The sequence below is a fragment of the Streptomyces albofaciens JCM 4342 genome, from assembly GCF_008634025.1.
Taxonomy (GTDB): Bacteria; Actinomycetota; Actinomycetes; order Streptomycetales; family Streptomycetaceae; genus Streptomyces; species Streptomyces albofaciens.
Genome location: NZ_PDCM01000002.1, coordinates 4,440,076 through 4,464,265 on the forward strand (window position 1 = coordinate 4,440,076; position 24,190 = coordinate 4,464,265).

The 24,190-nt window shown below is 71.4% G+C and carries 21 protein-coding genes; 10 read left to right on the top strand and 11 right to left on the bottom strand.

What is annotated here, in order from left to right; genetic code table 11:
• Nucleotides 1-73: 73 nt before the first annotated feature.
• A complete protein-coding gene (locus CP973_RS39505; protein WP_150249918.1) occupies nt 74-742 on the bottom strand; it encodes a DUF4097 family beta strand repeat-containing protein in 669 nt (222 codons plus the stop codon).
• A gap of 226 nt (nt 743-968) precedes the next feature.
• Here CP973_RS39505 and CP973_RS39510 point away from each other — a divergent pair, with 226 nt between their 5' ends.
• The gene (locus CP973_RS39510) at nt 969-1,724 is read left to right on the top strand and encodes a GbsR/MarR family transcriptional regulator (protein WP_150249920.1); all 756 of its coding nucleotides are present in this window, start codon (nt 969-971) and stop codon (nt 1,722-1,724) included.
• Nucleotides 1,725-1,970: 246 nt separating this feature from the next.
• Here the strand turns inward: CP973_RS39510 and CP973_RS41705 are convergent, their stop codons facing one another.
• A complete protein-coding gene (locus CP973_RS41705) occupies nt 1,971-2,432 on the bottom strand; it encodes a GntR family transcriptional regulator (protein WP_341874880.1) in 462 nt (153 codons plus the stop codon).
• A 227-nt stretch (nt 2,433-2,659) separates the two neighbouring features.
• On the opposite strand from CP973_RS41705, the gene CP973_RS39520 reads away from it, so the two are divergent.
• Nucleotides 2,660-2,944, top strand: coding sequence for a hypothetical protein (locus CP973_RS39520; RefSeq protein WP_150249922.1), 285 nt, complete (start codon nt 2,660-2,662; stop codon nt 2,942-2,944).
• Nucleotides 2,941-3,321 carry a hypothetical protein gene (locus CP973_RS39525; RefSeq protein ID WP_150249924.1) on the top strand — a complete coding sequence of 127 codons (381 nt, stop codon included), beginning with the start codon at nt 2,941-2,943 and terminating at the stop codon, nt 3,319-3,321. Before CP973_RS39520 ends, CP973_RS39525 begins: the two co-directional genes overlap by 4 nt.
• 93 nt (nt 3,322-3,414) lie before the next feature.
• On the opposite strand, the gene CP973_RS39530 is transcribed toward CP973_RS39525, so the two are convergent.
• Nucleotides 3,415-3,630, bottom strand: coding sequence for a hypothetical protein (locus tag CP973_RS39530; protein WP_030602234.1), 216 nt, complete (start codon nt 3,628-3,630; stop codon nt 3,415-3,417).
• 236 nt (nt 3,631-3,866) lie between these two features.
• Here CP973_RS39530 and CP973_RS39535 point away from each other — a divergent pair, with 236 nt between their 5' ends.
• A complete protein-coding gene (locus CP973_RS39535) occupies nt 3,867-4,532 on the top strand; it encodes a class I SAM-dependent methyltransferase (protein ID WP_150249927.1) in 666 nt (221 codons plus the stop codon).
• 25 nt (nt 4,533-4,557) lie between these two features.
• Here CP973_RS39535 and CP973_RS39540 read toward each other — a convergent pair whose 3' ends face one another.
• Nucleotides 4,558-6,069, bottom strand: a complete 1,512-nt coding sequence (locus CP973_RS39540; protein WP_150249930.1) for a monooxygenase — start codon at nt 6,067-6,069, stop codon at nt 4,558-4,560.
• 111 nt (nt 6,070-6,180) lie between these two features.
• On the opposite strand from CP973_RS39540, the gene CP973_RS39545 reads away from it, so the two are divergent.
• The 4 genes from CP973_RS39545 to CP973_RS39560 all read left to right on the top strand — a co-directional run bounded on the left by CP973_RS39545 (nt 6,181) and on the right by CP973_RS39560 (nt 11,258).
• On the top strand, nt 6,181-6,897 hold the full coding sequence (locus CP973_RS39545) for a TetR/AcrR family transcriptional regulator (protein WP_150249933.1): 717 nt from the start codon (nt 6,181-6,183) through the stop codon (nt 6,895-6,897).
• A 217-nt stretch (nt 6,898-7,114) separates the two neighbouring features.
• Nucleotides 7,115-7,585 (top strand): MarR family winged helix-turn-helix transcriptional regulator, encoded by a 471-nt coding sequence (locus tag CP973_RS39550; RefSeq protein WP_150249936.1) that lies wholly within the window; start codon nt 7,115-7,117, stop codon nt 7,583-7,585.
• A gap of 89 nt (nt 7,586-7,674) precedes the next feature.
• Nucleotides 7,675-10,170, top strand: coding sequence for an MFS transporter (locus tag CP973_RS39555; protein ID WP_466123855.1), 2,496 nt, complete (start codon nt 7,675-7,677; stop codon nt 10,168-10,170).
• Nucleotides 10,171-10,397: 227 nt separating this feature from the next.
• Entirely contained in the window at nt 10,398-11,258 is an 861-nt protein-coding gene (locus tag CP973_RS39560) for a YceI family protein (RefSeq protein ID WP_150249942.1), read from the top strand.
• A 94-nt stretch (nt 11,259-11,352) separates the two neighbouring features.
• Here the strand turns inward: CP973_RS39560 and CP973_RS39565 are convergent, their stop codons facing one another.
• The 7 genes from CP973_RS39565 to CP973_RS39595 all read right to left on the bottom strand — a co-directional run bounded on the left by CP973_RS39565 (nt 11,353) and on the right by CP973_RS39595 (nt 20,986).
• On the bottom strand, nt 11,353-11,589 hold the full coding sequence (locus tag CP973_RS39565; protein WP_150249945.1) for a chaplin: 237 nt from the start codon (nt 11,587-11,589) through the stop codon (nt 11,353-11,355).
• A gap of 305 nt (nt 11,590-11,894) precedes the next feature.
• A complete protein-coding gene (locus CP973_RS39570; RefSeq protein ID WP_150249948.1) occupies nt 11,895-12,701 on the bottom strand; it encodes a TetR/AcrR family transcriptional regulator in 807 nt (268 codons plus the stop codon).
• Nucleotides 12,702-12,743: 42 nt separating this feature from the next.
• Nucleotides 12,744-14,321 carry an MFS transporter gene (locus CP973_RS39575; protein WP_150249951.1) on the bottom strand — a complete coding sequence of 526 codons (1,578 nt, stop codon included), beginning with the start codon at nt 14,319-14,321 and terminating at the stop codon, nt 12,744-12,746.
• A gap of 178 nt (nt 14,322-14,499) precedes the next feature.
• Nucleotides 14,500-16,605: an ArnT family glycosyltransferase gene (locus CP973_RS39580; RefSeq protein ID WP_150249954.1), complete on the bottom strand. Its 2,106-nt coding sequence runs from the start codon at nt 16,603-16,605 to the stop codon at nt 14,500-14,502.
• On the bottom strand, nt 16,605-18,095 hold the full coding sequence (locus CP973_RS39585) for a bifunctional glycosyltransferase family 2/GtrA family protein (RefSeq protein WP_244410244.1): 1,491 nt from the start codon (nt 18,093-18,095) through the stop codon (nt 16,605-16,607). The genes CP973_RS39580 and CP973_RS39585 overlap by 1 nt, the downstream gene beginning before the upstream one ends.
• Before the next feature lie 26 nt (nt 18,096-18,121).
• Nucleotides 18,122-19,687, bottom strand: coding sequence for a sensor histidine kinase (locus tag CP973_RS39590; protein WP_244410331.1), 1,566 nt, complete (start codon nt 19,685-19,687; stop codon nt 18,122-18,124).
• Nucleotides 19,688-20,236: 549 nt separating this feature from the next.
• Nucleotides 20,237-20,986, bottom strand: a complete 750-nt coding sequence (locus tag CP973_RS39595; protein WP_280119057.1) for a response regulator transcription factor — start codon at nt 20,984-20,986, stop codon at nt 20,237-20,239.
• A gap of 414 nt (nt 20,987-21,400) precedes the next feature.
• Between CP973_RS39595 and CP973_RS39600 the strand changes: the two genes are divergently transcribed.
• The gene (locus tag CP973_RS39600; RefSeq protein WP_150249957.1) at nt 21,401-21,934 is read left to right on the top strand and encodes an NADPH-dependent FMN reductase; all 534 of its coding nucleotides are present in this window, start codon (nt 21,401-21,403) and stop codon (nt 21,932-21,934) included.
• Between the two features lie 486 nt (nt 21,935-22,420).
• Nucleotides 22,421-24,109, top strand: a complete 1,689-nt coding sequence (locus tag CP973_RS39605) for a mycolysin (protein ID WP_244410245.1) — start codon at nt 22,421-22,423, stop codon at nt 24,107-24,109.
• Nucleotides 24,110-24,190: the final 81 nt, after the last annotated feature.

Consider the following 24,190-nt stretch of genomic DNA (forward strand, 5'->3'; position numbering starts at 1 on the left):
CGACACAGCCGGGGGCGTGCTGGACCTGCCCGTGACCCAACGGCCGTAACGCCGGGGGCCTTGCGCCCGCCCCTCAGAGGCTGCGGGCGACGATGTCGCCGTGCGCGGTGGTCGCGTGGATCTCCAGACCGGCGGCGCCGTCGGCGTTCTTGAGTTCGTTGCGGATCCGGCCGTACGAAGTGCCGGCGTCCAGGGAGGCGGAGACCCCGCGGGCGGCGCCGACCGACACGTCACCGGCCTGGGTGCTCAGCACGACCGTGCCGCGTACGGCCTCGGTGATCCGGATGTCGCCCTTCTCCGTGCTGATCTCCGCGGGACCGTTGAGGCGGCCGACCGACACGTCACCGTCGAGGGCGGTGAGGCGCACGCTCTCCGCCTCGTCCAGCTTGACCGCGCCGCTCGCTCCCTCGAAGGCGACCTCGCCGAACCGCCCGACGCCCCGGAACTCGGCGCAGGCCGCCTTCCCTTCGATACGGGACCCGGCGGGCAACTGGACCGTCACCTCGACCGCCCCGGAGGGCCCGAAGTACTGGTTCTTCGCCGCCGGCGCCTCGATCCGCAGGACACCCTCCTTGTACTCGACCTCCACCAGCTCCGCCGCCTTCACGTCGCGCCCCTTCGAGGCGTTCGCGGGCCGCACCTCGACGGTGGTGTCGGCCCGGTCGGCGGCGATGAACTGCACGCGGCCCGCGGGGATGTCGAGGACGGCGGAGACGGGGGCGGGGGTGGCGAACTTCTGCATGGTGCTCTCCTTTGCGCTGACTGTTTCCGACACGAGAAACGCTACGTTGCGTTCATGAACTGCGCAATCACATCGTTGCATCGTAATCATAAAAGTCCAGTTCAAACCGCCTATTTCGTTGCACTGGACGTCTATCTAACGCAACGCGAATCACACCGCCCGTTGCATTGAGCTGAGACTGAACGCTATGCTGAAGCCCTCAGGAAAGTACGAAGGGAAGTGCGCGATGCCGGGAGGCAGGCTCACCCAGCAGGAACGTCAGCAGATCGCGCTGGGGTTGGCCGACGGACTCGCCTACGCGGAGATCGCCCGACGCCTCGACCGCCCCACCTCGACGGTCACGCGTGAGGTGATGCGCAACGGCGGCCCCACCGCCTACCGCGCCGACCTGGCCCACCGCGCCACCGAACGCCGCGCCCACCGGCGCCGGCAGTCCGCTCCCCGTGGGCAGCAGCCGCCCCCGCAGACGCACGGGCGCGATACGGAGGCCGTGCGCGAGTACGAGGAGATGTTCACGACCCTCCTCATGCAGCAGGGCCTGCCCAAGATGATGTCCCGGGTGCTGACCTGCCTCTACACCACCGACGCGGGCAGCCTCACCGCGTCCGAACTCGTCCAGCGCCTCCAGGTCAGCCCGGCGTCCATCTCCAAGGCGATCGCGTTCCTCGAAGCCCAGGGCCTCATCCGCCGGGAACGCGACGAACGCCGCCGCGAGCGGTACGTCGTCGACGACGACGTCTGGTACCAGAGCATGATCGCCGCCGTCCGGTCCCACGCCCAGCTCGCCGCGGCCGCACGCCAGGGCGTCAGCGTCCTCGGCCCCGACACCCCGGCCGCCGCCCGCCTCGAAAACATCGCCCGCTTCGTGGACTTCGTCGGCGAGAGCATCGCCCGCGCGGCGGAACAGGCCCGGGACATCCTGCGCACGAACCCGGAGCCGGCCGCGGCCGGCGCGGGCGCGCCGGGTTCCGATCGGGGGTAGATGGCGGACTGCCATCCCGGCTCGGACCGGTCGTGCCTTACGGTCGGCCAGGGGCGTTGAACGGACGGGAGGCCGTCAGCAGCAGCGTGCTCCCACGCTGTTTGCCGGATCTGGCCGGCCCGGTTACGACCGGGCCACCGGCCCGCTGCCGTACGGCACCCCGCTGAGCCTCCCAGCCCCCGCTCGATCCGGCCTTGGACAACAGCACCTTGTGACCGACGACCTTGGCACGAGCTACCGACCTAGCTACGCCTTCTCGGGGCTCCGGCCCCCGTCACCCGGACCATCCACCGCAACGAACGACCCCATACCGGGCGTCGTAACGATCAGGCCCTCTCCCCGGAGGGCGGCAGTGGCCTTCCGTACGGTTACGCGCGCTACGCCGAACTCCTGTTCAAGCTTCACCTCGGAGATCAGGTGGCGCGGAGGGTACTCGCCGCTGGCGATGCGCGACCGCACTACTTCAGCGACCTGCTCCCACTTCGAGCGCGGGCTCTCTGCCCGTGACTGCTCATTCCCGGTCCCCGCTTGTCGCGAGACGAAAGACCCAAGTCCTGGCTCGGTTTTGATCAGGCCCTCCGCCCGCAGACCGCGGTGCACCTTGTGGGCGGTGACAGCCGCGATGCCGAACTCCTCCTGCAGCTGAAGCACTGATGGAACGCGTTCCCCAGGCGAGTACGTACCGTCCGCAATCCGTTCACGGATCACATCGGCGACTTGGTGCTAGCGAGGTCGCTCAGGGGCAAATTCCATCACTGAAGCACGCTAAGCAAGCTACCCCGTGCCAGGCGAGATACTCCGTACGAGGGAATCTATAGATTACTCGCCAACACCCGTAGAACGCGCATGTAGGCTTCCTGCACTAAAGCCCCGGCGGGTGTGCGACCACCCCCGGGGCACGGCCAGCGCACCCAACAAACGAAAAGAGCGCCGACATGCGCCACCGTATCCGCCGATTCACGGCAAGGGCGAGGGAACTCCTCCTGCCGTCGCCGATTACGCCCTTCACAACTCTCCGCGCGCCCGTACGCCCCACCCCCACCCCCACCCCGATCGCCGGGCTCGCGCCACTGGCGGGACGCGCGCTCGACCTGCCGTACGACGGCGACGCCTCCCCCCTCGTACGCCCGTACCTCACCGCCTTCGAAGCGCGCGCGCACGAATGGCAGGTCCGGCGCGACGCGCGCCTCCGCACGATGCTCGGGGAGTTCGCCGTATGAGCGAGAGCGAGAGCGGGAGCGAGAGCAAGGGCCGACGGGGAGAAGAGGGCCCGCCGCCGGGGCTGCGTGTGCTGCCCCGGGCGCAGGAGGACAGGAAGCAGAGTCTGCTGTCCACGGACGGTGACGGGTACGTGTCACGGTTCGCCGATGACATGGAGGCGGCCCAGCTCGACATGGGCACGGCGTTGCTCGACCGCGCCGGGGCGCTGCTCGGCAACGCCGACGCGTCGGCCGGTGAACTGCGCTATCTCGCCAACCGGTTGGTCGAGGCCCTGCACGACGCGCTGCGGGTGGCCGACAGCCGAGGCCGGCGGGTTCCCGGCCTTGGCGTGGGGGGCGGAGAGAAGGGCGTCGGCCGCTTGGCGGCGGCCGAGTGAGGGGGCGTCAGGCCGTCACGTACGGGAGGGACGGCCCGTAGGCATACGTACAGGCATACGTACAGGCATACCTACAGGCATACGTACGTACGGTCAGGACAGGGCGAGCCATGCCGCGCCGACGACGACCGCGATCGCGACGATCACGCCGACGATGACGCCGATGCGGGGGCCGGAGGACTGCTGCTGCGCCGCGGCCCGGCGGCCGCCGCCCTGGGGCGCGCCCTCGTCCACGAAGGCGCGGAACATCTGCGTGCTGCCGGCCGGGTCCTGGTTGCCGTTGGCCGGGTTCTGCTGGTAGTTCGCCATAGGCCAGGACCCTAGCGAACCGGGCATGCCCGGCACACCCCTGGGCCCCGTGCGTCACAGCACAGTTGCCGGGCGCGCGGACCGTTTTCCCCGGACGCGTGCCCGGTCCGCGGCGCCGATGGGTGAAGATCTTTCGCTCTCGTGCCCGCTGACGGCGCAGCATGGTCCGGGGACACGCCTGCGGACACCCCGTGCCCGTGCCGGGCCGGACCCGAACGCGGAAGGAGCACGGCCGCATGAACACCGACAGACCGGAGCTGCCCGACGCGCAGCACGCGCACTGGCAGCGGACCTACGTCTCGAACCCCGGTATGTACGGTTACCGGCCCAGCGCCCCCGCGCGGTACGCCGCCGTGGTCTTCCGGTCCGCCGGGGTGCGGGACGTGCTGGAACTGGGGGCCGGGCACGGCCGGGACGCGCTCCACTTCGCCCGCGAGGGCTTCGCCGTCCGGGCAACCGACTTCTCCGCCGCCGGGCTGGCACAACTCCGGCGGGCGGCCGGTGCGGAGGGGCTGGCCGAGCGGGTGACATGCCTGGTGCACGACGTACGTGAACCGCTGCCGCTGCCGGACTCCTCGGTGGACGCCGCCTTCGCGCACATGTTGCTGTGCATGGCGCTGTCCACCGAGGAGATCCACGCGGTGGTCGCCGAGATCCGCCGCGTACTGCGGCCCGGCGGAACCTTCGTCTACACCGTGCGCCACACCGGCGACGCCCACTACGGCACCGGCCTCGTCCACGGCGACGACATCTACGAGCACGGTGGCTTCGCCGTGCACTTCTTCCCGCGCCGGCTGGTCGACGACCTCGCCGAGGGTTGGCGGCTGGACGACGTCCACGCCTTCGAGGAAGGCGAGCTGCCCCGCCGCCTGTGGCGCGTCACCCAGCGGCTGCCCCGGTGACCCGCGCCCCGGAACGGCCAACAGCTCAGGCAGGCGTCCCGGCCCAGGCCTCCAGCGCCGCGCGCCGCTCCGCTCGCCGGTTCCCGACCTCGGTCGTACGCGTCGCCCAGGCGACATGCCCGTCCGGCCGGACCAGGACCTCGGTCACGCCGTCCAGGTCCGGGTGATCGTCGCGGCCGGTGACGGTCACGGTCGTCACGCGCGAGCCCCACCCCGACGAGACGGCCGCCCCGAGGTCCGGATCGTCACCCGCCAGGTCGAGGTGGACGAACCGGCCCGCGGGCAGCAGTTCGTAGACCCGTATCGCCTCCGACGCGACGGCCTTCAGGCCGATGTCCGGCATCCGCCGCCCGACCAGCGGGTCCGCGCCGGGTGCGGGCGGCTCGTATGCCGTACCGAGCGCGGACACCCTCCCCGCGAGCATCCGGTTGACCTCCTCCATCCCCAGGAGTTCGTCGAAGAGCTTGCGCAGGGCCTCGCCGGGACGCTGGTACTGCCGTACGAGCGTCAGCTCCCACAGCAGGGTCTGGATCTCGGTGTTCTCGGTGACCTGCTGTCCGACGGGCCGACGTTCCGCGTCGTAACTGTCGAGCAGGCCGGGCGGCGCCCACCCGTTGACCTCGGCGGCCAGCTTCCAGCCGAGGTTCATCGCGTCCTGGAGGCCGGTGTTCAGGCCCTGGCCCGCTGCGGGGAAGTGGATGTGCGCGGCGTCGCCCGCCAGCAGGACGCGGCCGGCGCGGTAGCGCTCGGCGAGCCGGGTGGCGTTGCCGAAGCGGGAGAGCCAGCGGGGGGCGGCGATGCCGCAGTCGGTGCCGCATATCCGGGTCAGGGACGTACGGAACTCCTCCAGGGTCACGGGCTCGCCGGCCGGCACCCGCATCCGCTCCGGGTCCATGAAGACCATCCGCGTCAGGCCGTCCTCCAGCGGCGCGACCAGTACGCCGCTCGCGCGGGCGGCGTCGAGGGCGTCGGGGTCGGTCACCGCGAAGTCGCCGAGCACGCCGGTGAGGGTTTCGTCGGTGCCGGGGAAGGCGATTCCGGCGGACTGCCGTACGACGCTGCGTCCGCCGTCGCAGCCGACGACGTAGCCGGTACGGAAGGTTTCCACGGTGCCGTCCTGGCCGCGCACCTCGATGTCCACCCCGTCGGCTTCCTGGCTCAGTCCGGTGACCTCGTAACCGCGCTCGATCACGACACCCAGCTCCCGGGCCCGCTCGGCCAGCAGTTCCTCGGTGCGGGCCTGGGTGAGGAACAGCGTGTAGCCGCGCCGGGAATCGAGTACGGAGAAGTCCAGGCGGGTGGGGAGCTGGGCGAAGTGCCAGCCGGGGACGGTCCGGCCGAGCGGGAGGAAACGGTCCAGCAGCCCGCGCTGCTCCATCAGCTCCACGCTGCGCGGGTGCAGGGTCAGCGCCCGCGAGTCGCGCTGCGGTTCCGTACGGCGTTCCAGAATCCGGGTCCGTACACCGGCCAGCGCGAGTTCGCTCGCGAGCAGCAGCCCGGTCGGGCCGGCGCCCACCACGGTCACATCGACGTTCATGAAGTTGTCCTCCCAGGTCAGGGATCAGCACGGATCAGGAGCCAGAACAGTCCGGCAACCACCATTTAATGAACACCGTTCACGTGAACACTGTTCACTATACTGAGACCCATGAGCTCACCGTCAACCCCGGCCCGCGGCCGACCCGCCCGGCTGGACCGCGCGCGCACCCTCGAAACGGCACTTGACCTGCTGAATCAGTCGGGCCTCGACGCGTTGACCATGCGCCGGCTCGCCGACGCGATGGGCGTACAGGCCGGCGCCCTGTACCGGTACTTCGCGACCAAACAGGACCTGCTCACCGCCATGGCGGAGCGGATGCTGGAGGGCGTTGCCGAATCGGCCGAGGCCGCGGGCGACGGCGGCGATGACGGCGACGGCGACGGCAACCGGGGCGACGACTGGAGCGCCCGCCTGACCGCCCTCGCCCGCGCCCACCGCACCGCCCTCCTCGCCCACCGCGACGGCGCCCGCGTATTCGCCGGCACGCACGCGACCGGCTCCAGCGTCCTCGGCTTCGCCAACACGTTCGTGGGCGTACTGCGAGAGGCGGGCTTCCGCGACGACGACGCGGCCCGCGCCCTCTACACGGTGGTCAACTACACCGCGGGCCACACCCTGGAGGAGCAGGCGGCACTCCAGGCGGAGGACGAAGCCCCCGAGAGCGTCAGCACCCTGCGCGACGCGGTGACGGCAGGAACGTACCCCCACCTCAGCGCCACCCTGCCCACCCTCACCAGCACGGACTTCACCCGGCTCTTCGAGTTCGGACTCGGCCTGATCATCGAGGGGCTGCGGGGGCGGCGGGGGCCGTCGGCAAGCGACTGAGCGATTGGCACACCGAGGGCCTCGGCGGACGCGGACGCGCCGGGGCCCTCAGTCGTGCCAGCACGCCCACCACCAGCGACTTCTCGCCCCCTTGACCGTTGATCTTGCCAACCTTTTGGGTTCCTTTACTTTCTCACCCCCAAGAATCGTTTGCCTTCAGCAACCAAGTGGTTCTACGGTTGCTCTAGGCAACAAAAGAAGAAGTGCGGAGGTGCCCATGGCCGCTCAGAGTCAGTACGAGGAGCTGGCCCGGCAGCTCAGTGCCATCGGCGCCGTCAAGCGGGAGATGGGGCGGATCCTGCCGCCCGACTGTCCGCCCGCCTCGGCCGGGGTGCTCACGCTGCTCGACCGGTACGGCGAGATGCGGATGAGCAAGCTGGCGGAGCTGCTGGCGATCGACATGTCGGTCACCAGCCGGCATGTGGCGCACGTCGCCGAGCGCGGCTGGATCGAGCGGCAGCCCGATCCGCAGGACAAGCGGTCGCGGCTGCTGCGGCTGACACCGAGTGGCCGGCTGCTCCTCGCGGAGCTCTCCGAACGCTACACAGCATCACTCGCCCGGTACCTGGACGACTGGTCCGACAGCGACGTCGGCCGGCTGAACGAGTTGCTCGCCCGGCTCCGCACGAGCTTCGGCGACTGCCGGACCCGGGCGCACCACGAAACGACCCGCACACCCGCGGAATGAAAAGGAACTACATGGCTACGACCACACCATCCGGTGTGCGGGGCGGCCACGCCAAGCACGGGGGCCACCCGGCTCCCGACGGGGCGCCCATGTCGCACCGTCAGATCATGGAGGCGATATCCGGGCTGCTGCTCGGCATGTTCGTCGCCATCCTGTCCTCGACGATCGTCTCGAACGCGCTGCCCGAGATCATCCATGACCTCAAGGGCGGCCAGAGCGCCTACACCTGGGTCGTGACCGCGTCGCTGCTGGCGATGACCGCGGCCACCCCGCTGTGGGGCAAGCTCTCCGACCTGTTCAGCAAGAAGCTGCTGGTGCAGGTCGCCCTGGTGATCTACGTGGCGGGCTCGGTGGTGGCCGGTCTGTCGCAGAACGCGGGCATGCTGATCGCGTGCCGCGTCGTCCAGGGCATAGGCGTGGGCGGTCTGTCCGCGCTGGCCCAGATCGTCATGGCCGCGATGATCTCCCCGCGCGAGCGCGGGCGGTACAGCGGCTACATCGGCGCGACCTTCGCGGTCGCCACGGTCGGCGGCCCGCTGCTGGGCGGCGTCATCACCGACACCAGCTGGATGGGCTGGCGCTGGTGCTTCTACGTCGGCGTGCCGTTCGCGGTGATCGCCCTGATCGTCCTCCAGAAGACCCTGAAGCTGCCCGTGGTCAAGCGGGACGTCAAGGTCGACTGGGCGGGTGCCTTCTTCATCAGCGCGGCGGTCTCGCTGCTGCTGGTGTGGGTGACGCTGGCCGGTGACAAGTACGACTGGATCTCCTGGCAGACCTTCGCCATGGTCGGCGGCTCGATCGTGCTGGGCGCGATCTTCGTCTTCGTGGAGTCCAGGGCGAGCGAGCCGATCGTCCCGCTGCGGCTGTTCCGCAACAAGACGATCACCCTCGCGTCGCTGGCCTCGCTGTTCGTCGGTATCGCGATGTTCTCCGGCACCGTCTTCTTCAGCCAGTACTTCCAGCTGGCGCGGGACAAGTCCCCGACGATGTCCGGGATCATGACGATCCCGATGATCGGTGGCCTGTTCGTCTCCTCGACCGTTTCCGGTCAGATCATCACCAAGACCGGCAAGTGGAAGGCGTGGCTGGTCTCCGGTGGCGTGCTGGTGACCGCCGGCCTGGGCCTGCTGGGCACCATCCGCTACGACACCGAGTACTGGCACATCGCGATCTTCATGGCGCTGATGGGCCTCGGCATCGGCATGATGATGCAGAACCTGGTGCTGTGCACGCAGAACCAGGTCGCCCCGCAGGACCTCGGCTCCGCCTCCTCCGTCGTGACCTTCTTCCGCTCCCTCGGTGGCGCGGTGGGCGTCTCGGCGCTCGGCGCGGTGCTCGCCAACCGGGTCACGCACTACGTCAAGGACGGCGTGCAGGAGCTCGGCCCGCAGGCCGCGGCGAAGTTCGCCCAGGGCGGCGCCGGCTCCGGCGGCGGTGGCATCCCGGACCTGGACGCCCTCCCGGCACCGTTCCGGACGATCATGGAGAGCGCCTACGGGCACGGCGTCGGCGACGTCTTCCTGTACGCGGCTCCGTGCGCGCTGCTCGCCTTCCTGCTGACGCTATTCATCAAGGAGGTCGCGCTGAAGACCCAGGGCGGCATGGCGCAGGCCGCGACCCCCGAGGCCGAGCCGGCCGCCGCGGCCGCCCAGGCAGCGGCGCAGCCGCAGCCCGAGCCCGCCCTGGTGGGCGCGGGTGCCCCGGCGGGCCAGGACGGCAACGGCACGGCGCCCTCCTGGGCGCAGCAGCCGGCGGCGGCCACCGCCACGCAGCCGCTGGCGGCGTACGCCTCGGCGGGCGGCGGTGACGAGGTCCCGGCCGGTCCGGCGATCCACGGCTCCGTACGCAACGCGGAGGGCCACCCGGTCGCGAACTCCGCGGTCACACTGATCTCGCTCAGCGGGCGCCAGCTCGGCCGCTCGGTGGTCGAGGCCAACGGCTCGTACGTGCTGAACGCCCCCGGCGCCGGTTCGTACGTGCTGATCGCGGCGGCCGACGGCCACCAGCCGCAGGCGTCCACGGTCGTCGTCGGCGAGCAGGCCCTCGCCTACGACATCCTGCTCAGCGGCACCAGCGGCCTGGGCGGCCAGGTCCGCAGCGCGGTCACCGGCGAGCCGGTGGCGGACGCGATGGTCGTGGTCACGGACGTACGCGGCGAGGTGCTGGCCACCGGCAAGACCGCGCCGGAGGGTTACTTCTCCTTCGACGAGCTGGCCCCCGGCACGTACACCATCGCCGTCAACGCGGCCGACTTCCGGCCGACGGCGCTGCCGGTCGAGGTCGGCGGCCAGGGCACGACCCGGATCGAGATCGAGCTGCTGTCCGGCGCCCGGGTGCAGGGCGTCGTACGGGCGGGAGCCGAGCGGCGGCCGCTGCCGGACGCGCGGGTCACCCTCGTGGACGCAGCGGGCAACGTCGTGGCCACCTCCACCACCGGTGAGGACGGCGCGTACGCCTTCACCGACCTGGACGCGGGCGACTACACGGTCATCGCGAGCGGCTACCCGCCGGTCGCCAACGGCCTGACGGTCGACGCGCGCGGGGTCGACGGCTACGACGTCGAGCTCGCCCACCCCGGCGAGTGATCCCGGGCCCGGGGGCCGGCCGTACGGCGGCGGCCCCCGGGGCCCCGGAGCGACCGGTGCGACCGGTGCGCCCCGGGGGACGAGACCCCGGTCCGCGGTGGCCTTCTGAGCGGAAAGGCCCGCGGACCGGACCCCAGGGCTCCGGCGGCGGTACGCGCACAGGCAGGGGACGGCCTGCGTGCCGCCGCCCGGAGCCCGACATGTGAGAGGCGAGAACGGGAGTGGGAATGACTTCGACGGGCGCGGCAGCGGCGGGACCGGCCAAGGGAGCGGGCGTCCGCGCGCAGGTCCGTACACGGGACGGCTGGGCGGTGCAGCACGCGGTGCTGACCGTCACCGACATGACCGGCACCCAGGTGCTGCGTGCGGCGGCCGACGAGGACGGCGTCGTACGGGACGCGCAACCGCTGGCCCCCGGCCCGTACACGGTGATCGTGACGGCGGTCGGCTACGCGCCGGTGGCCTCCAGCGCGATCGTGACGGCGAGCGGCCGGATGGACGTCGGCACCGTGGTGCTGGCGCGGCAGGGCGGCGCCGAGCTGCCGCCGCCCGGGGCCTGGACCATCGACCCGATGCACTCGACGGTCGCGGCGACCGCCCAGCACCTGGGCATCACCAGCGTGCACGGCCGCTTCCTGGACTTCGCGGGACGCATCGAGATCGCCGAGGACCTGGAGAAGTCGTCGGTCGAGGCGGTCATAAAGACGGCGTCGATCGACACCGGCAACGGGATGCGCGACGGGCACCTGCGCACCGGGGACTTCCTGGACGTCGAGCAGTACCCGGAGATGACCTACCGCAGCACCGGCCTGGAGCCGGCCGGACCGGACCGCTGGACCGTGCACGGCGAGCTGTCGCTGCGCGGTGTGGTCCGCCCGGTGGACCTGGACCTGAGCTACCTCGGTACGGGCCCGGACCCGTGGGGCGGCGTGCGGGCGGCCTTCAACGCCACCGCGGAGCTGCGCCGCGAGGACTTCAAGATGAACTACAACCAGGTCGTCGCCGCCGGCATCGCCGCGATCGGCACGACGCTGCGCGTGGAACTGGACATCCAGGCCGTACAGGGCGAGACGCTGCCCACGGCCTGACGACCCGGCCCCAGACCCCCGACCGGGGCCGTACGCGACGGTGCCCCGCCCTTTGCACTGCAAGGGGCGGGGCACCGTCGTGCAGGGCAACCCGTCAGTTGGTCTTGCACTTGTTGCCCGTGGCGGGGTTGAGCAGCCCGATGACGTCGATGGTGTTGCCACAGATCGGGATGCCGACGTCGATCGGGACCTGGATGGCGTTGCCGGACAGGATGCCCGGCGAGTTGGCGACCTTGGCACCCGCCCCCGCGTCGGCGGCGGCGGTGCCGACGCTGCCGAGGACGGCGGCGACGGTCAGGACACCCGCGCTGATGGCAGTACGAACGCGCATATGGAGCTCCTTACGCTGCGCTGAGAAATGATCAGAAAAGAGGTTCACGCAGCGGCGGTCATAAAAACCGACAGGACGGCCGATCCCCACGTTCGGCGGGACCGCTTCACGCGTCCGGACGCGCGGGGCGCACACGACGGCGTGGGGGGTGATAGGGGGCGCGTGGGGGGGCGCAGGGGGCGCGTTCCGCTCCCGGCGGGCGCCGTTCCGGGCCGCCGTTCCGGGCCGCCGTTCCGGGCCGCCGTTCCGAGCGCCGTTCGAGCGGTCTTTCCGTTGACGGCCTCCCGCCGGCGGCCCCCCGGCTCCTATCCGGCGCCGTCCCGATCCGTCGCCTCCCCGTTCCGCGCGCGCTCCCGCTCCCGCATCGCCTCGATGCCCGCGATCTGGAGTTCGAGGGCGAAGGCGAAGTCGTTCTCCAGCATCTGCTCGGCCGTCAGCCCCTTTCGCGCGTACACCGCCTTGACGGACAGCTCCATCGTCTCGGCGAACTCCGGGCGGTCCCGTACGGCGCCCACGACCTGCTGGAAGTACTCGTCCAGGGTGGAGCCCTCGGCCCGGCAGCGGGCGCGGTGCAGGCCCTGGATGGTGCAGAAGCCGTAGACGAACTGGAAGACCGCCGCCAGCGCCCCGGACGTCGACTCCTTCGACAGGCCGCTGCGCGCCATCACCCGCAGGGTCGCGTTGGAGAAGGCCATCGAGTGCGGCCCGAAGTTGATGTACTCCCCCAGCAACCTCGGTACCCAGGGGTGGGCGAGCAGCATGGTGCGGTATTCGGTGGCGAGGTGGCGCAGCTGGTCGCGCCAGTCGGCGTCCTCGTCGGACTCGTCGGGCAGGTCGATCTCGCCGGCCGCCGCGTCCATGGCCAGTTCCAGCAGGTCGTCCTTGGTGTCGACGTACCAGTAGACGGACATGGCGGTGACGCCCAGCTCGGCGGCGAGGCGGCGCATGGAGAACTTCGCCAGGCCCTCGGCGTCCAGCAGCCGGACCGTGGCCGCGACGATCTTGTCGAGGTCCAGTCCGGCCGGCTGGTCCGCCTTCCGTTTCACCGGGGGGCGCTCCGCCAGCCATACGCTCTTCGGCTGTTTCCCGGCGCGGCCCGAAGTCGCGGCCATCTCGCGCCCTCCCTTTCGTTACGCAGTGGTACGCGGTCGATGCTATTCCGGCCGGGCGGGGGCCGGAGCCGGGTCCGTACCGTCCACGGGCACGTCCGCACGCGGCGCGCCGTCGTCCGGCGCCGTCCGGTCGCGCTCCGCGCGGCGCAGCAGGAACGCCGCGAGCAGACCGCCGAGGAAGACCGCCGCCGCGCCCACCAGTTGGCTGGTGCCGATACCGGAGGCGAACGCGTCGTGCACGGCCGCCCGGTCCGCGTCCGTACGGGCCAGGGCCAGCGCGGCGGGCAGCGAACCGGCGCCCAGCGCGACCGCCGGGAGCAGCGCGGCGAAGCGGGAATTGAGCACCGCGCCGAGGACCGCGACGCCCAGGCCCTGGCCGAACTCCATCAGCGTGCCGTTCACGCCCGCGCCCACCCCGGCCTTCTCCACCGGGATCGCGGACATCACCGCGTTGGCCATGGCGGGCATCGCGAAGGCCACGCCGACGCCCATCACCAGCAGGCCGAGCAGCATGCCGCCGTAGCTGTCGCTGCCCAGGGTGGCGATGGCGGTCAGACCGGCGGCCAGCAGGGTCATCCCCGTAACGATCATGCCGGGGGTGCCCAGCCGGGGCATCAGCCGGGCGCTCAGGCCGCTGAAGTTCAGTACGACGACCATCAGCGCCAGCGGCGCCATCCGCAGCCCGGCCTCCAACGGGCCGTAACCGAGGACCAGTTGCAGGTGCTGGGTGAGCAGGAACATCGAGCCGCCCAGGCCGAAGGCGACCAGGATGCCGCCGGAGACCGCGCCGATGAACCGGCTGTTGCGGAAGAAGTGCATGTCCAGCATCGGGTTCGGCACGCGCAGTTCCCAGAGCGCGAAGACGGTCAGGCCCACGATGCCGACGGCGGCGGAGGTCAGCACCCGGCCGGAGAGCCAGCCGCTGTCCGGCCCGGAGATGATCGCGAAGACCACGCCCACCATGCCGATCATGGAGAGCAGCGCGCCGACCAGGTCGGGGCGGTCGCCGCTGGGGTTCTTCGACTCGGGGACCAGCCGCAGTACGGCGACCAGGCCGATCAGCGCGACCGGAATGTTGATCAGGAACAGCGCGCCCCACCAGAAGTGGGCCAGCAGCGAGCCGCCGATCAGCGGCCCGGCGGCGAAGCCGAGCGAGTTGACCGAGCTCCAGATGCCGATGGCCTTGGGGCGCTCGGCGTCGTCGAATATCTGCATCACGACGGCGAGCGTGGTCGTCATCAGCAGCGCGCCGCCGATGCCCATCCCGGCGCGGGCCGCGATCAGCTGGCCGGGCGACTGGGAGAGGGAGGCGGCGAGCGAGGCGACGCCGAACAGCACCAGGCCGAGGGCGAGCATCTTCTTGCGGCCGTAGCGGTCGGCGGCGTTGCCCGCGGTGAGCAGCAGGCCGGACTGGACCAGGGAGTACGCGTTGAGCATCCACTGCACGTCGGCGGTGGTGGCGCCCATCTCCTCGGTGAGGGAGGGCACGGCGACGTTCAGGACGGTGTTGTCGAGCAGGACGGTCAGCTGCGCGAGGCAGATGACGGCGAGGATGACCCAGCGGGCGGGATTGCGGGCCGGGCGCAAGGGGTCGGTGGCGTTGGGCGCCACGGAGGACATACAGGCTCCCTGTACGGAGTGATGCGAGCGGAAGAGCGGGACGCATACACCGTACAGGGAGCGTTATACGCCGTACAGTTTGTTTCGGCGGGGGGCGAAAGGGAGCTGAACGGTCCGTTCTTCACCTCAGGTCTTCACCTCAGGTCTTCACCTCAGGCCTTCACCTCAGGTCTTCACCTCATGAGACGGGACGCGTCAGGTCGTAGAGCGTCGTCTTCCCGATGGTGACCTTCTTGAAGGACTTCTCCACCCAGCTCGTGATGTCGGACGAGGTGCTGCTGTTCCGGCCGTTCGCGCCGAAGAAACCGCCGCCCATTCCGCCGCCGATGAAGTAGTGGATCTTCCCCTGGCGTACGTACTCCTTGAACTGTTCGAGGGTCGGTGACGGGTCGCTGCCGTTGAATCCGCCGACGGGCATGACCGGGAGACCGGTGGCGAGCTGGTAACTGGCGGCGTTCTGGGAACCGATCGCGGCGGCGGCCCAGGTGTGGTCGGCGGCGTTCTCCTTCAGGGCGGCCTTGGCCTCGGCACTGACCTGCTGGCCGTTGAGGAGGCCGCCCAGGCCGTTGTGGCGGGCGCCGTCACGCTGTCCGAGGCCCTGGCCCCGGCCGGGTCCCTGGCCGGGGCCAGGACCGCCCGGACCACCCCCGGTGCTCTTGCCGCCCTTGCCACCCGGCCCGGGACCGCGCCCACCGATGATGATCATGCCGGGCCGTCGGCCTCCGGCCCCCTTGACCTCCGGTCCCGCCGTGACGATCGAGCCGGTGTGCGGGGTGCCGACCGTATTCGCGGCGTACGCGACCGGGCCGCCCAGCCCGGCGGCGATGCCCAGCCCGGCGGCCACCACGGCCAGCCTGCGCCCCAGCCGTACGGACAGCCGCCGGCCCAGTCGTACGGACAGCAGCAGCCCCAGCGCCGCGACGGCGCCGACCGCGACCACGGTCCAGCGCAGCCACGGCAGCCACTGCGGCGAGCGGGCCAACAGGACATACGCCCACCCGGCCGTCACCGCGACCGTGCCCGCCAGCAGCAGCGCGGCGGCGGTGCGGGACCGCCGCCGCCACAGCAGCGCCGCGCCCATGGCGACCAGCGCCGCGATGTACGGAGCCAGGGCCACGTTGTAGTACTCGTGGAAGATCCCGGACATGAAGCTGAACGTCGCGAACGTCATCAGCAGCGCCCCGCCCCACACCAGGAACGCGGCGCGCGCGGCGTCCGTACGGCGGGCCCGCCGCAGCACCACCAGCCCCGCGACCAGCAGCAGGAAGGCAGCGGGCAGCAGCCAGGAGATCTGGCCGCCCATCTCGGAGCTGAACAGCCGGGTGATGCCGGTGTCGCCCCAGGAACCCCCGCCACCACCACCGCCACCACCACCGGGACGGCCGCCCCCTACGCTGCCGGTCTCGTTGCCGTTGATGCGGCCGAGGCCGTTGTAGCCGAATGTCAGCTCCAGGAAGCTGTTGTGCTGCGAGCCTCCGATGTACGGGCGCGAGGCGGCCGGCCACAGTTCCACGATCGCGACCCACCAGCCGCCGGACACCACCATCGCCAGCCCGCCCAGCAGCAGTTGGCCGATCCGGCGCCGCAGCGTGGTGGGCGCGCAGACCGCGTAAACGACCGCCAGCGGCGGCAGGATCAGCCACGCCTGCAACGTCTTGGTCAGGAAGGCGAGGCCGAAGCAGACGCCCGCCAGCAGCAGCCACTTCGTACGGGCGTCCTCCAGCGCGCGCAGGACGCAGTACACGGCGCAGACCATGAGCAGGCACAGCAGCGCGTCGGGGTTGTTGAAGCGGAACATCAGCGCGGCGACCGGCGTCAGTGCCAGCAGCGCCCCCGCCAGCAGCCCGGCGCCCGCGCCGAAACGGCGCCGTACGGCCGCGTACAGCACACCGACCGTGGCGACGCCCATCAGCGCCTCCGGCAACAGGATCGCCCACGCGTTGAGCCCGAAGAGCCGTACGGACAGGGCCATCGGCCACAGGGCGGCCGGGGGCTTGTCGACGGTGATGGAGTTGGCCGCGTCCGACGAGCCGAAGAAGAACGCCTTCCAGCTCTCGGAACCCGCCTGGGCCGCCGCCGAATAGAACTGGTTCGCGTAGCCGGACGCGCCCAGGTCCCAGAGGTAGAGCGCGGCAGTGACCAGGAGGAGGGCCAGGAGGGCGGGGCGGTGCCGGTGGGGGGTGGCTGGGGGCGACTGTGCGGCTGGCGACGCGGCCGGTTCCGTCGGCTCGGTCGACTCGGTCGGCTCCGTCGACTCGGTAAGACGAGTGTCGTGCGTGGTCATCAAGCGCTCCTGCCGGGGCGGTTCGGTACGGCGGTGGGGCGGTCCGGGGCCGCGGCGGGGCGATCCGGGGCGGTGGCCCGGCGGTTCGGGGCGGTGGCCGGGCGATCCGGGGCGGTGGCCGGGCGAGCCGGGGCGCTGGCCGGGCGATCCGGGACGGCGGCCGGGCGATCCGGGGCGGTGGCCGGGCGGTTCGGGCGAGCGGCGGCGCGATCCCGGTGCGGTACCGCCGTCCTGCCCTCCCGCTCCCGGTCCGTGAAGACCCACGCCCGGAAGAGCAGGAACCGCAGCAGCGTCGCCGCGAGGTTCGCGGCCACCAGGACCGCCATCTCGGTGCCGTGCGCGGGATCGCCGGTCGCGGCGTCCAGGGCGGCCAGCGAACCGCTGGTCAGGGCCAGGCCGATGCCGAAGACGACGAGGCCCTGGGCCTGGTGGCGTACGGCTCGTTCCCGGCCCCGTACGCCGAAGGTCAGCCGCCGGTTCGCCGCCGTGTTGCCGATCGCCGAGAGGAGCAGCGCGGCGGCGTTGGCCGCCTGCGGTCCGACGCCGAGCCGGAAGAGCGAGTAGAGCCCCAGGTAGAGCAGCGTGCTGAGGGCGCCGACCACGCAGAAGCCCATGACCTGGCGCGCCAGCCCGCGCGGTACGCCGCTCAGGTCGCGGTCGCGCGGGTCGTCGCCGAAGGGCCGGGCGAGCCGGTCCAGCGGCAGCGCCCCGGTCGCCAGCGCGCGCCCCACTCGCCACACGCCTTTCAGGTCCTCGGTGGCCGTCCGCAGGATGTGCACGGTGCTGTGCGGGTCGTCCACCCAGTCCACCGGCACTTCGTGGATGCGCAGCCCGGCACGTTCCGCGAGCACCAGCATCTCGGTGTCGAAGAACCAGCCGCTGTCCTCGACCATGGGCAGCAGCCGCGCGGCGACATCGCCCCGTACCGCCTTGAAGCCGCACTGCGCGTCCGAGAAGCGGGCGGCCAGCGAGCCGCGCAGGATGAGGTTGTACGAGCGGGAGATGAACTCGCGCTTCGGCCCGCGCACCACCCGCGAGCTGCGCGCCAGCCGCGAGCCGATCGCCAGGTCCGAGTGGCCGGAGATCAGCGGCGCGACCAGCGGCAGCAGCGCGTTCAGGTCGGTGGACAGGTCGACGTCCATGTAGGCGAGCACCGGCGCGTCGGAGAGGGACCACACGGTGCGCAGCGCCCGGCCGCGCCCCTTCTCCTCCAGGCGTACGGCCGTCACCTCGTCGATCTTCTCGTCCAGTGCCGCGGAGATCTCGGGCGTGCGGTCCGTGCTCGCGTTGTCCGCGATGGTGATCCGGAAGCCGTACGGGAAGGTGCGGGTGAGGTGGTCGTGGAGCCGCAACACGCAGGGCTCCAGGTCGGACTCCTCGTTGTAGACAGGGATCACGACATCGAGCACCGTGGTGGTCTGCCCGGGGCGCAGATGCTCACGAGGCGGCAGGGAGCCCAGAGGAGTCTGGGCCGGCTGTGTCGTCGTCATGCCACCGACACTCGCCGGGCGCGCTGTCACCCTTGTGTGGTGTCGCTGTGACCCGCCTGTGAATGGGTGTGCTTCAAGGGCGCCCGGTGAAGCCGAGGGGCGCGTGCGGTGTCGTGCGCCGGACCGTCGGCGGGCAGCCGGACGCTGAAGACCGTCCGTCCGGGCACACTCTCCACCCGGGCCGTACCGCCGTGCGCCGCGACCACGGCCTGCACGATGGCCAGCCCGAGACCCGTGCTGCCGCCGGTACGCCCCCTTTTCCCATCCGCGCCCGCGCCTGTGCCCGCGGTCCCGTCCGCCCCGTCCCCCGTGCGGGCGCGGGAGGCGTCGCCGCGGGCGAAGCGTTCGAAGACGTGCGGCAGCAGGTCAGGGGGTACGCCGGGGCCGTCGTCCTGCACCTCCAGCCGCACGGAACGGTTCGCTCCGGACACCGGCGGCTCGCGCCGGAGGCGGGCGACGACCGTGGTCCCCTCGGGGGTGTGCGTACGGGCGTTGGCCAGCAGGTTGACCAGGACCTGATGCAGCCGGTCGGCGTCGGCGCGTACGCACACCGGGTCGTCGGGCAGTTCCAGGCGCCACTTGTGTCCGGGCCCGGCCGCGCGGGCGTCGCTGACGGCGTCCACGACCAGCGGCGCGAGGTCGGTGCTCTCGTACGACAGCGGCCGGCCGGCGTCCAGCCGGGCGAGCAGCAGCAGGTCCTCCACCAGGCCGGTCATCCGCTGCGCCTCGGATTCGATCCGGCCCAGGGCGTGCCGGGTGGCGGGGCCGGGCTCCTCGCGGCCGCGCCGGGTCAGCTCGGCGTAGCCGCGTATCGAGGCCAGCGGCGTGCGCAGCTCGTGGCTGGCGTCGGCGACGAATCTGCGGACCCGCGTCTCGCTCTCCTGGCGGGCGGCGAGCGCCGAACCGACGTGGCCCAGCATCCGGTTGAGCGCCGCGCCGACCTGGCCGACCTCCGTACGGGGGTCGGCCTCGGCGGCCGGGACGCGTTCGTGCAGGGCCACCTCACCGCGGTGCAGCGGCAGCTCGGAGACCCGGGTCGCCGTAGCGGCGACCCGGCGCAGCGGCCACAGCGCTATCCGGACCGTGGCGGCGCCCGCGAGACCGGCCGCCACCAGGCCCGCGGCCGTGACGCAGACCTCCACGACGATCAGCCTGCCGACGACGTTCTGCACCTCGCCGGACGGCAGCCCGACCAGCGCGGAGTCGTCCGGCGCCGAGGCGATCCGGTAGTCGCCGAGGCCGGGCAGGGTGACGGTGTGCGGGCGCCCGTCATGCGGTACCTCGGCCAGCGCGTCCACCTGCTCGTCCGTCAGCGTGACCACGTTCTGCGCGGGCATCGGGTTGCGCCCGTCGATGCTGCGGGCCGCCGCGACGATCTCACCGTCGGAGGAGAGGCGCGCGCCGACGGTGCCGATGGGCTGACCGGGCCCGGCGATGAACCCGAGGTCCCGGTGATCGAGGAAACCCCCCTGCCGGCCGCCCGTGTGCTGGGCCGACTCCAGGAGCTTGCCGTCCAGTTGGTCCTGGAGGTAGGAGTGCAGGGCGATGGTGGTGACCGTACCGATCACCGCACAGACCACCGCGATCAGCATCACCGCCGAAACGATCAGCCGCGTACGCAACGTCCACCGCCGGGGCCGCAGCCGGAGCTGCCGGGGACGGCGGTGGCGGTGGGTGGTGGGGGGTTTGGAGGGCGTAGAAGGCGTTGACGGCGTACAGAGTGTGGAGGTGGCGCGGGGAGTGCCGACGGTGGGTGCGGGGGTGCTTGATGGGGTGGGGCCCGGCGGGGTGAGGCTCGGAGAGATGTGGCCCGGAGAGATGCGGCCCGGTGCATCGGAGCTCGGTGCATCGGGGTCCGGCGGGGTGCGGCCCGGTGCATCGGAGCCCGGGTAGAGGCGGCCTGGCGCACCGGACCGCAGCGGGGTGCGACCCGGCGAACCGGAGCCCGGGTAGAGGCGGCCCGGCACACCAGAGCCTGGCGAAGTGCCCCCCGGCGCATCAGAACCCGGCGAAGTGCCCCCCGGCGCACCAGAGTCCAGCGAAGTGCGGCCCGGCACACCAGAACCCGGCGAGATGCGGCCCGGCTCACCAGAGCCCTTCGCACCGGAGCCGCGCCGCTTCCCCGCCGCCACGGCCACCCGCTACCCGCCCGGCTTGATCAGATAGCCCGCGCCGCGGCGGGTGTGGATCATCGGGCTGCGGCCCGCGTCGATCTTCCGGCGCAGATACGAGATATACAGCTCCACGACGTTGGCCTGGCCGCCGAAGTCGTAGCTCCACACCCGGTCCAGGATCTGCGACTTGCTCAGCACCCGCCGTGGGTTGCGCATCAGATAGCGCAGCAGCTCGAACTCGGTGGCCGTCAGGTGGATCTCCTCGCCGCCGCGCCACACCTCATGGCTCTCCTCGTCCAGCAGCAGGTCGCCCACCGCGAGCAGCGACTCCCCGCGTCCCGCCGCCGCTCCCGCCCGGCGCAGCAGGCCGCGCAGCCGGGCCACCACCTCCTCCAGGCTGAAGGGCTTGGTCACGTAGTCGTCGGCGCCCGCCGTCAGTCCGGCGATCCGGTCCTCGACCGCGTCCTTCGCGGTCAGGAACAGCACCGGCACCTCCGGCAGTTCGTGGCGCAGCCGGCCCAGGACGGTCAGCCCGTCCATGTCCGGCAGCATCACGTCCAGCAGCACCGCGTCCGGACGCCACTCACGCGCGGCCCGCAGCGCGGCCGTACCGTTGCCCTCGGCACGGATGTCCCAGCCCTCGTAGCGCAGCGCCAGGGAGAGCAGTTCGGCGAGCGACGCCTCGTCGTCGACGACCAGCACCCGTACCGGGCTACCGTCGGGACGCAGCAGCTCGGCAGGCTTCTTCGCGGTGGATGTGGACGCTGTCACGGTCATGCCGCAAAGGCTGACCACCCCCTCTGAGAGCCGTCTTGCGCGTACCTGTGAATCTCCTGAGAAACACCCGTCACCGCAGCTCGCCTGCGGTGGAACCGGACTGGGCCGCCCCCCGCGCGGTCCAGCCGGTCACCACGGGAATCAGCATGCCACCCACCACTGACAATCGCCCTGACCTGTGCCTTTACCGCTCTCCGCGACCTCGGGCACCACGGTTTCGGCCACCACGACCTCGGGCCCCGGGCTCAGTCACCGCGACCTCGGGTATCCAGGCCTCAGTCACCGCGACCTCGGATCCCCGGCCTCGGCCACCGCGACCTCGGGCCCCGGGCTCACTCACCACGGCCCGCTCACCCCGGCCTCGCCCACCGCCGCCCTTCCCTTGACCCCGACGTCAATCCCTACCGTCACGGCATGAAGATCCTCGCCCTCAACGGCAGCCTGCGCGCCCGCTCCTCCAACGGTGCCGTCCTGCGTTCCGCCCTCGCCCTCACCGACGCCGTGTCCACCGTCGCCGACATCGGCGCGCTCCCCCACTTCAACCCCGACCTGGACGGCGTGGACTCCGCACCGCCCGCCCCCGTGGCCGCGCTGCGCCGCGCCGTGGCGGAGGCGGACGCCGTCCTGGTCGTCAGCCCCGAGTACGCCCACGGCGTCCCGGGCGTCCTCAAGAACGCGCTCGACTGGCTGGTCAGCAGCGCCGAGTTCCTGGGCAAACCGACCGCCGTGCTGACCGCATCGCCCTCGCCCACCGGCGCGGCGTACGCGCACGAGCAGCTGCGCGAGACCCTGCGCATGATGTCCGCCGACGTGCTCCCGGACGCCTGCCGCAACCTCATCGCCATCAGCCCGAAGACCGACCCGGCCACGGGGACCGTCACCGACCCGGCCGCCCTCCAGGAGCTGCGCACGGCCATGGCGGCGCTGTGCGGCACGCAAGTTGCATGAGTTGCGACGCATTTCGCCGGAACCCTCGGCCCGGCTTCGCGCACGGCCGTTCCCCCGCCGGCCACGCCAGGCGGACGAGGAGCAAACCGCGACAAGCCTCGAACCGCCAAGGCCACGATCATCGGTCACCGTGCGTAGCCACCCTCGCCGTGCCTTAAAGCAGTCTTAAATCGCGAGCTGACAGGGCCCGCAGAACCCAACACAACACAACAGTGCTGGTGAACGCATCAGTTGGCGTCGAACAGCCGCTTTTTCGCGTGATCGATGACATGCGCAGGCCATGGTGTATGGTTTCGCCCGCTGTCACCGAGAGTGCCGCTTTGGCCAGTGATTCGCTCACCGGCTGAACGCGTCAGCACCCCGGAGGGCAGTGCGCAACTCCCCCACGGCGGTGCTCGCGTGCACCGGACCCGGTCGCCCGGGTCCGGCCCGCGTGCGCCGCAGAAAGGTTTGCTCATGTCCGGAAAACGGGCTCTCAAAAGACGGGTGCTGAAGCCTGTCCCGCTGATCGCGATGGCAGGCGTCGGCGCCTGCCTGGCGGCTGTCGTCGTACCGTCCGCGTTCGGTACGGACGCCCCGGCCGACGCGTCCGCGAAGGCCGGCACGTGCACGATCCGCTCCGCGGACAAGCACTCCGAAGCGCCGCCCAGCTGCCTTGGCGTCACCGCCTCCCTCGACCACCTGCCGGCGGTCGGCGAGCAGGCCACCCTCACCGTGGACGTCAAGGCGCAGGCCGACATCAAGAACGCGGGCCTGTCCGTCCAACTGCCGCCCGCGCTGCGAATAGCCGGCAAGGACGACGGCCTCACCGCGCCCAAGAAGGACGACTTCGGCCAGCGCACCAGCCAGAAACTCTCCCTGGCCCCCGGCACTCGCACCGTCGAGATCAAGGTCAAGGCCGTCGCCGCCGGACCCGCCCAGATCCAGGCGGACATCAGCGACATCGACCACCCCGACCCGCGCCGCGCCGGACACGACTCGGTGGAGCTCACCGTCGGCACCGCCAAGGGCTCCACCGACAAGGGCGTCTCGGTCTCCAAGGGCCGCGCGACCAAGGTCGAGCGCCCCGGTCCCGGCACCCGCGCACCGCGCAAGGTCACCCCCAAGACCCCCGCCCCCGCCAAGGCCCCGGACGCCTCGGCCCCGGCCGCCAACGCCCGGACCTGCGTCAACGGCACCTTCCGCAACCGCTTCCAGTCCGCCGAGGGCGGCAACTGGGAAGCCAAGGCCAACCGCGACGAACCGGTCAGCAACGCCAACGTCACCCTGTGGGGCAAGCCGACCGCCAACGGCGCCACGCGGAAGCTCGCCACCGGGATGACCGGCAACGGCGACGGCAGATTCAACCTCTGCTACACGCCGACCACCTCCACCACCTCCGTCGCGTGGGTGGAGTTCCGCACGCAGGCCGGCCGGATGTGGTCGGTGGTCGACTACAACGGCAACCAGTACGCGACCTCTTCGTACGCGCTGAACAACATCTCCGGCACCGCCAGCCTGGGGAACGTCTACGCCAATGAGGGGCAGAGCCGCGCCTGGCACGCCCTCGACACGCTCAACAAGCTGTGGTGGAACCGCGGCTCCACGACCAACTGCTGGGCCAGCAGTGAGCAGGACGGCCGCTGCACTCCGATCACCGTCCAGTGGTACCCCGGCTCGACCGACGGCACGTACTGGACCACCAACGAGGACAAGATCCACCTCGCGGACAACGACCCCGACTCCGAGCACACCACCGTCCACGAGGCGGGCCACGCCCTCATGGGCAAGCTCTACCGGGGCTGGTGGCCGCAGGTGAGCAACTGCTCGCCCCACTACGTCAACCGTTCCTCCTCCGCCAGCTGCGGCTGGACCGAGGGCTTCGCCGACGCGGTGTCGTTCCACACCTTCAACGACACCACCTACTACTGGGGCAACGGCGCCTCCATGAACCTCGCCAATGACCGCTCCACCAGCGGCATCGACCAGGGCGACGCCTGCGAGGCCCGGGTCGCCACCGCGCTGGTCGACCTGTGGTCCCAGGTCGACGGGGGCTGGATGAAGAGCAACACCATGATGTCCAAGAACTCGCAGTCCAGCTTCCGTGAGTACTTCGTCACCGACCGGCCCGCGTACGGCCTGGACACGGGCTCGAAGGCCCGGGGCATCCTCTGGAAGCACACCATCTGGTACTGACCGGTGCCGACCGGCGTTCTCCGGTACTGACCATCAGACCCCCGGTACAGACCGGCGATCTGAGGTGCTGATCGCCAGACT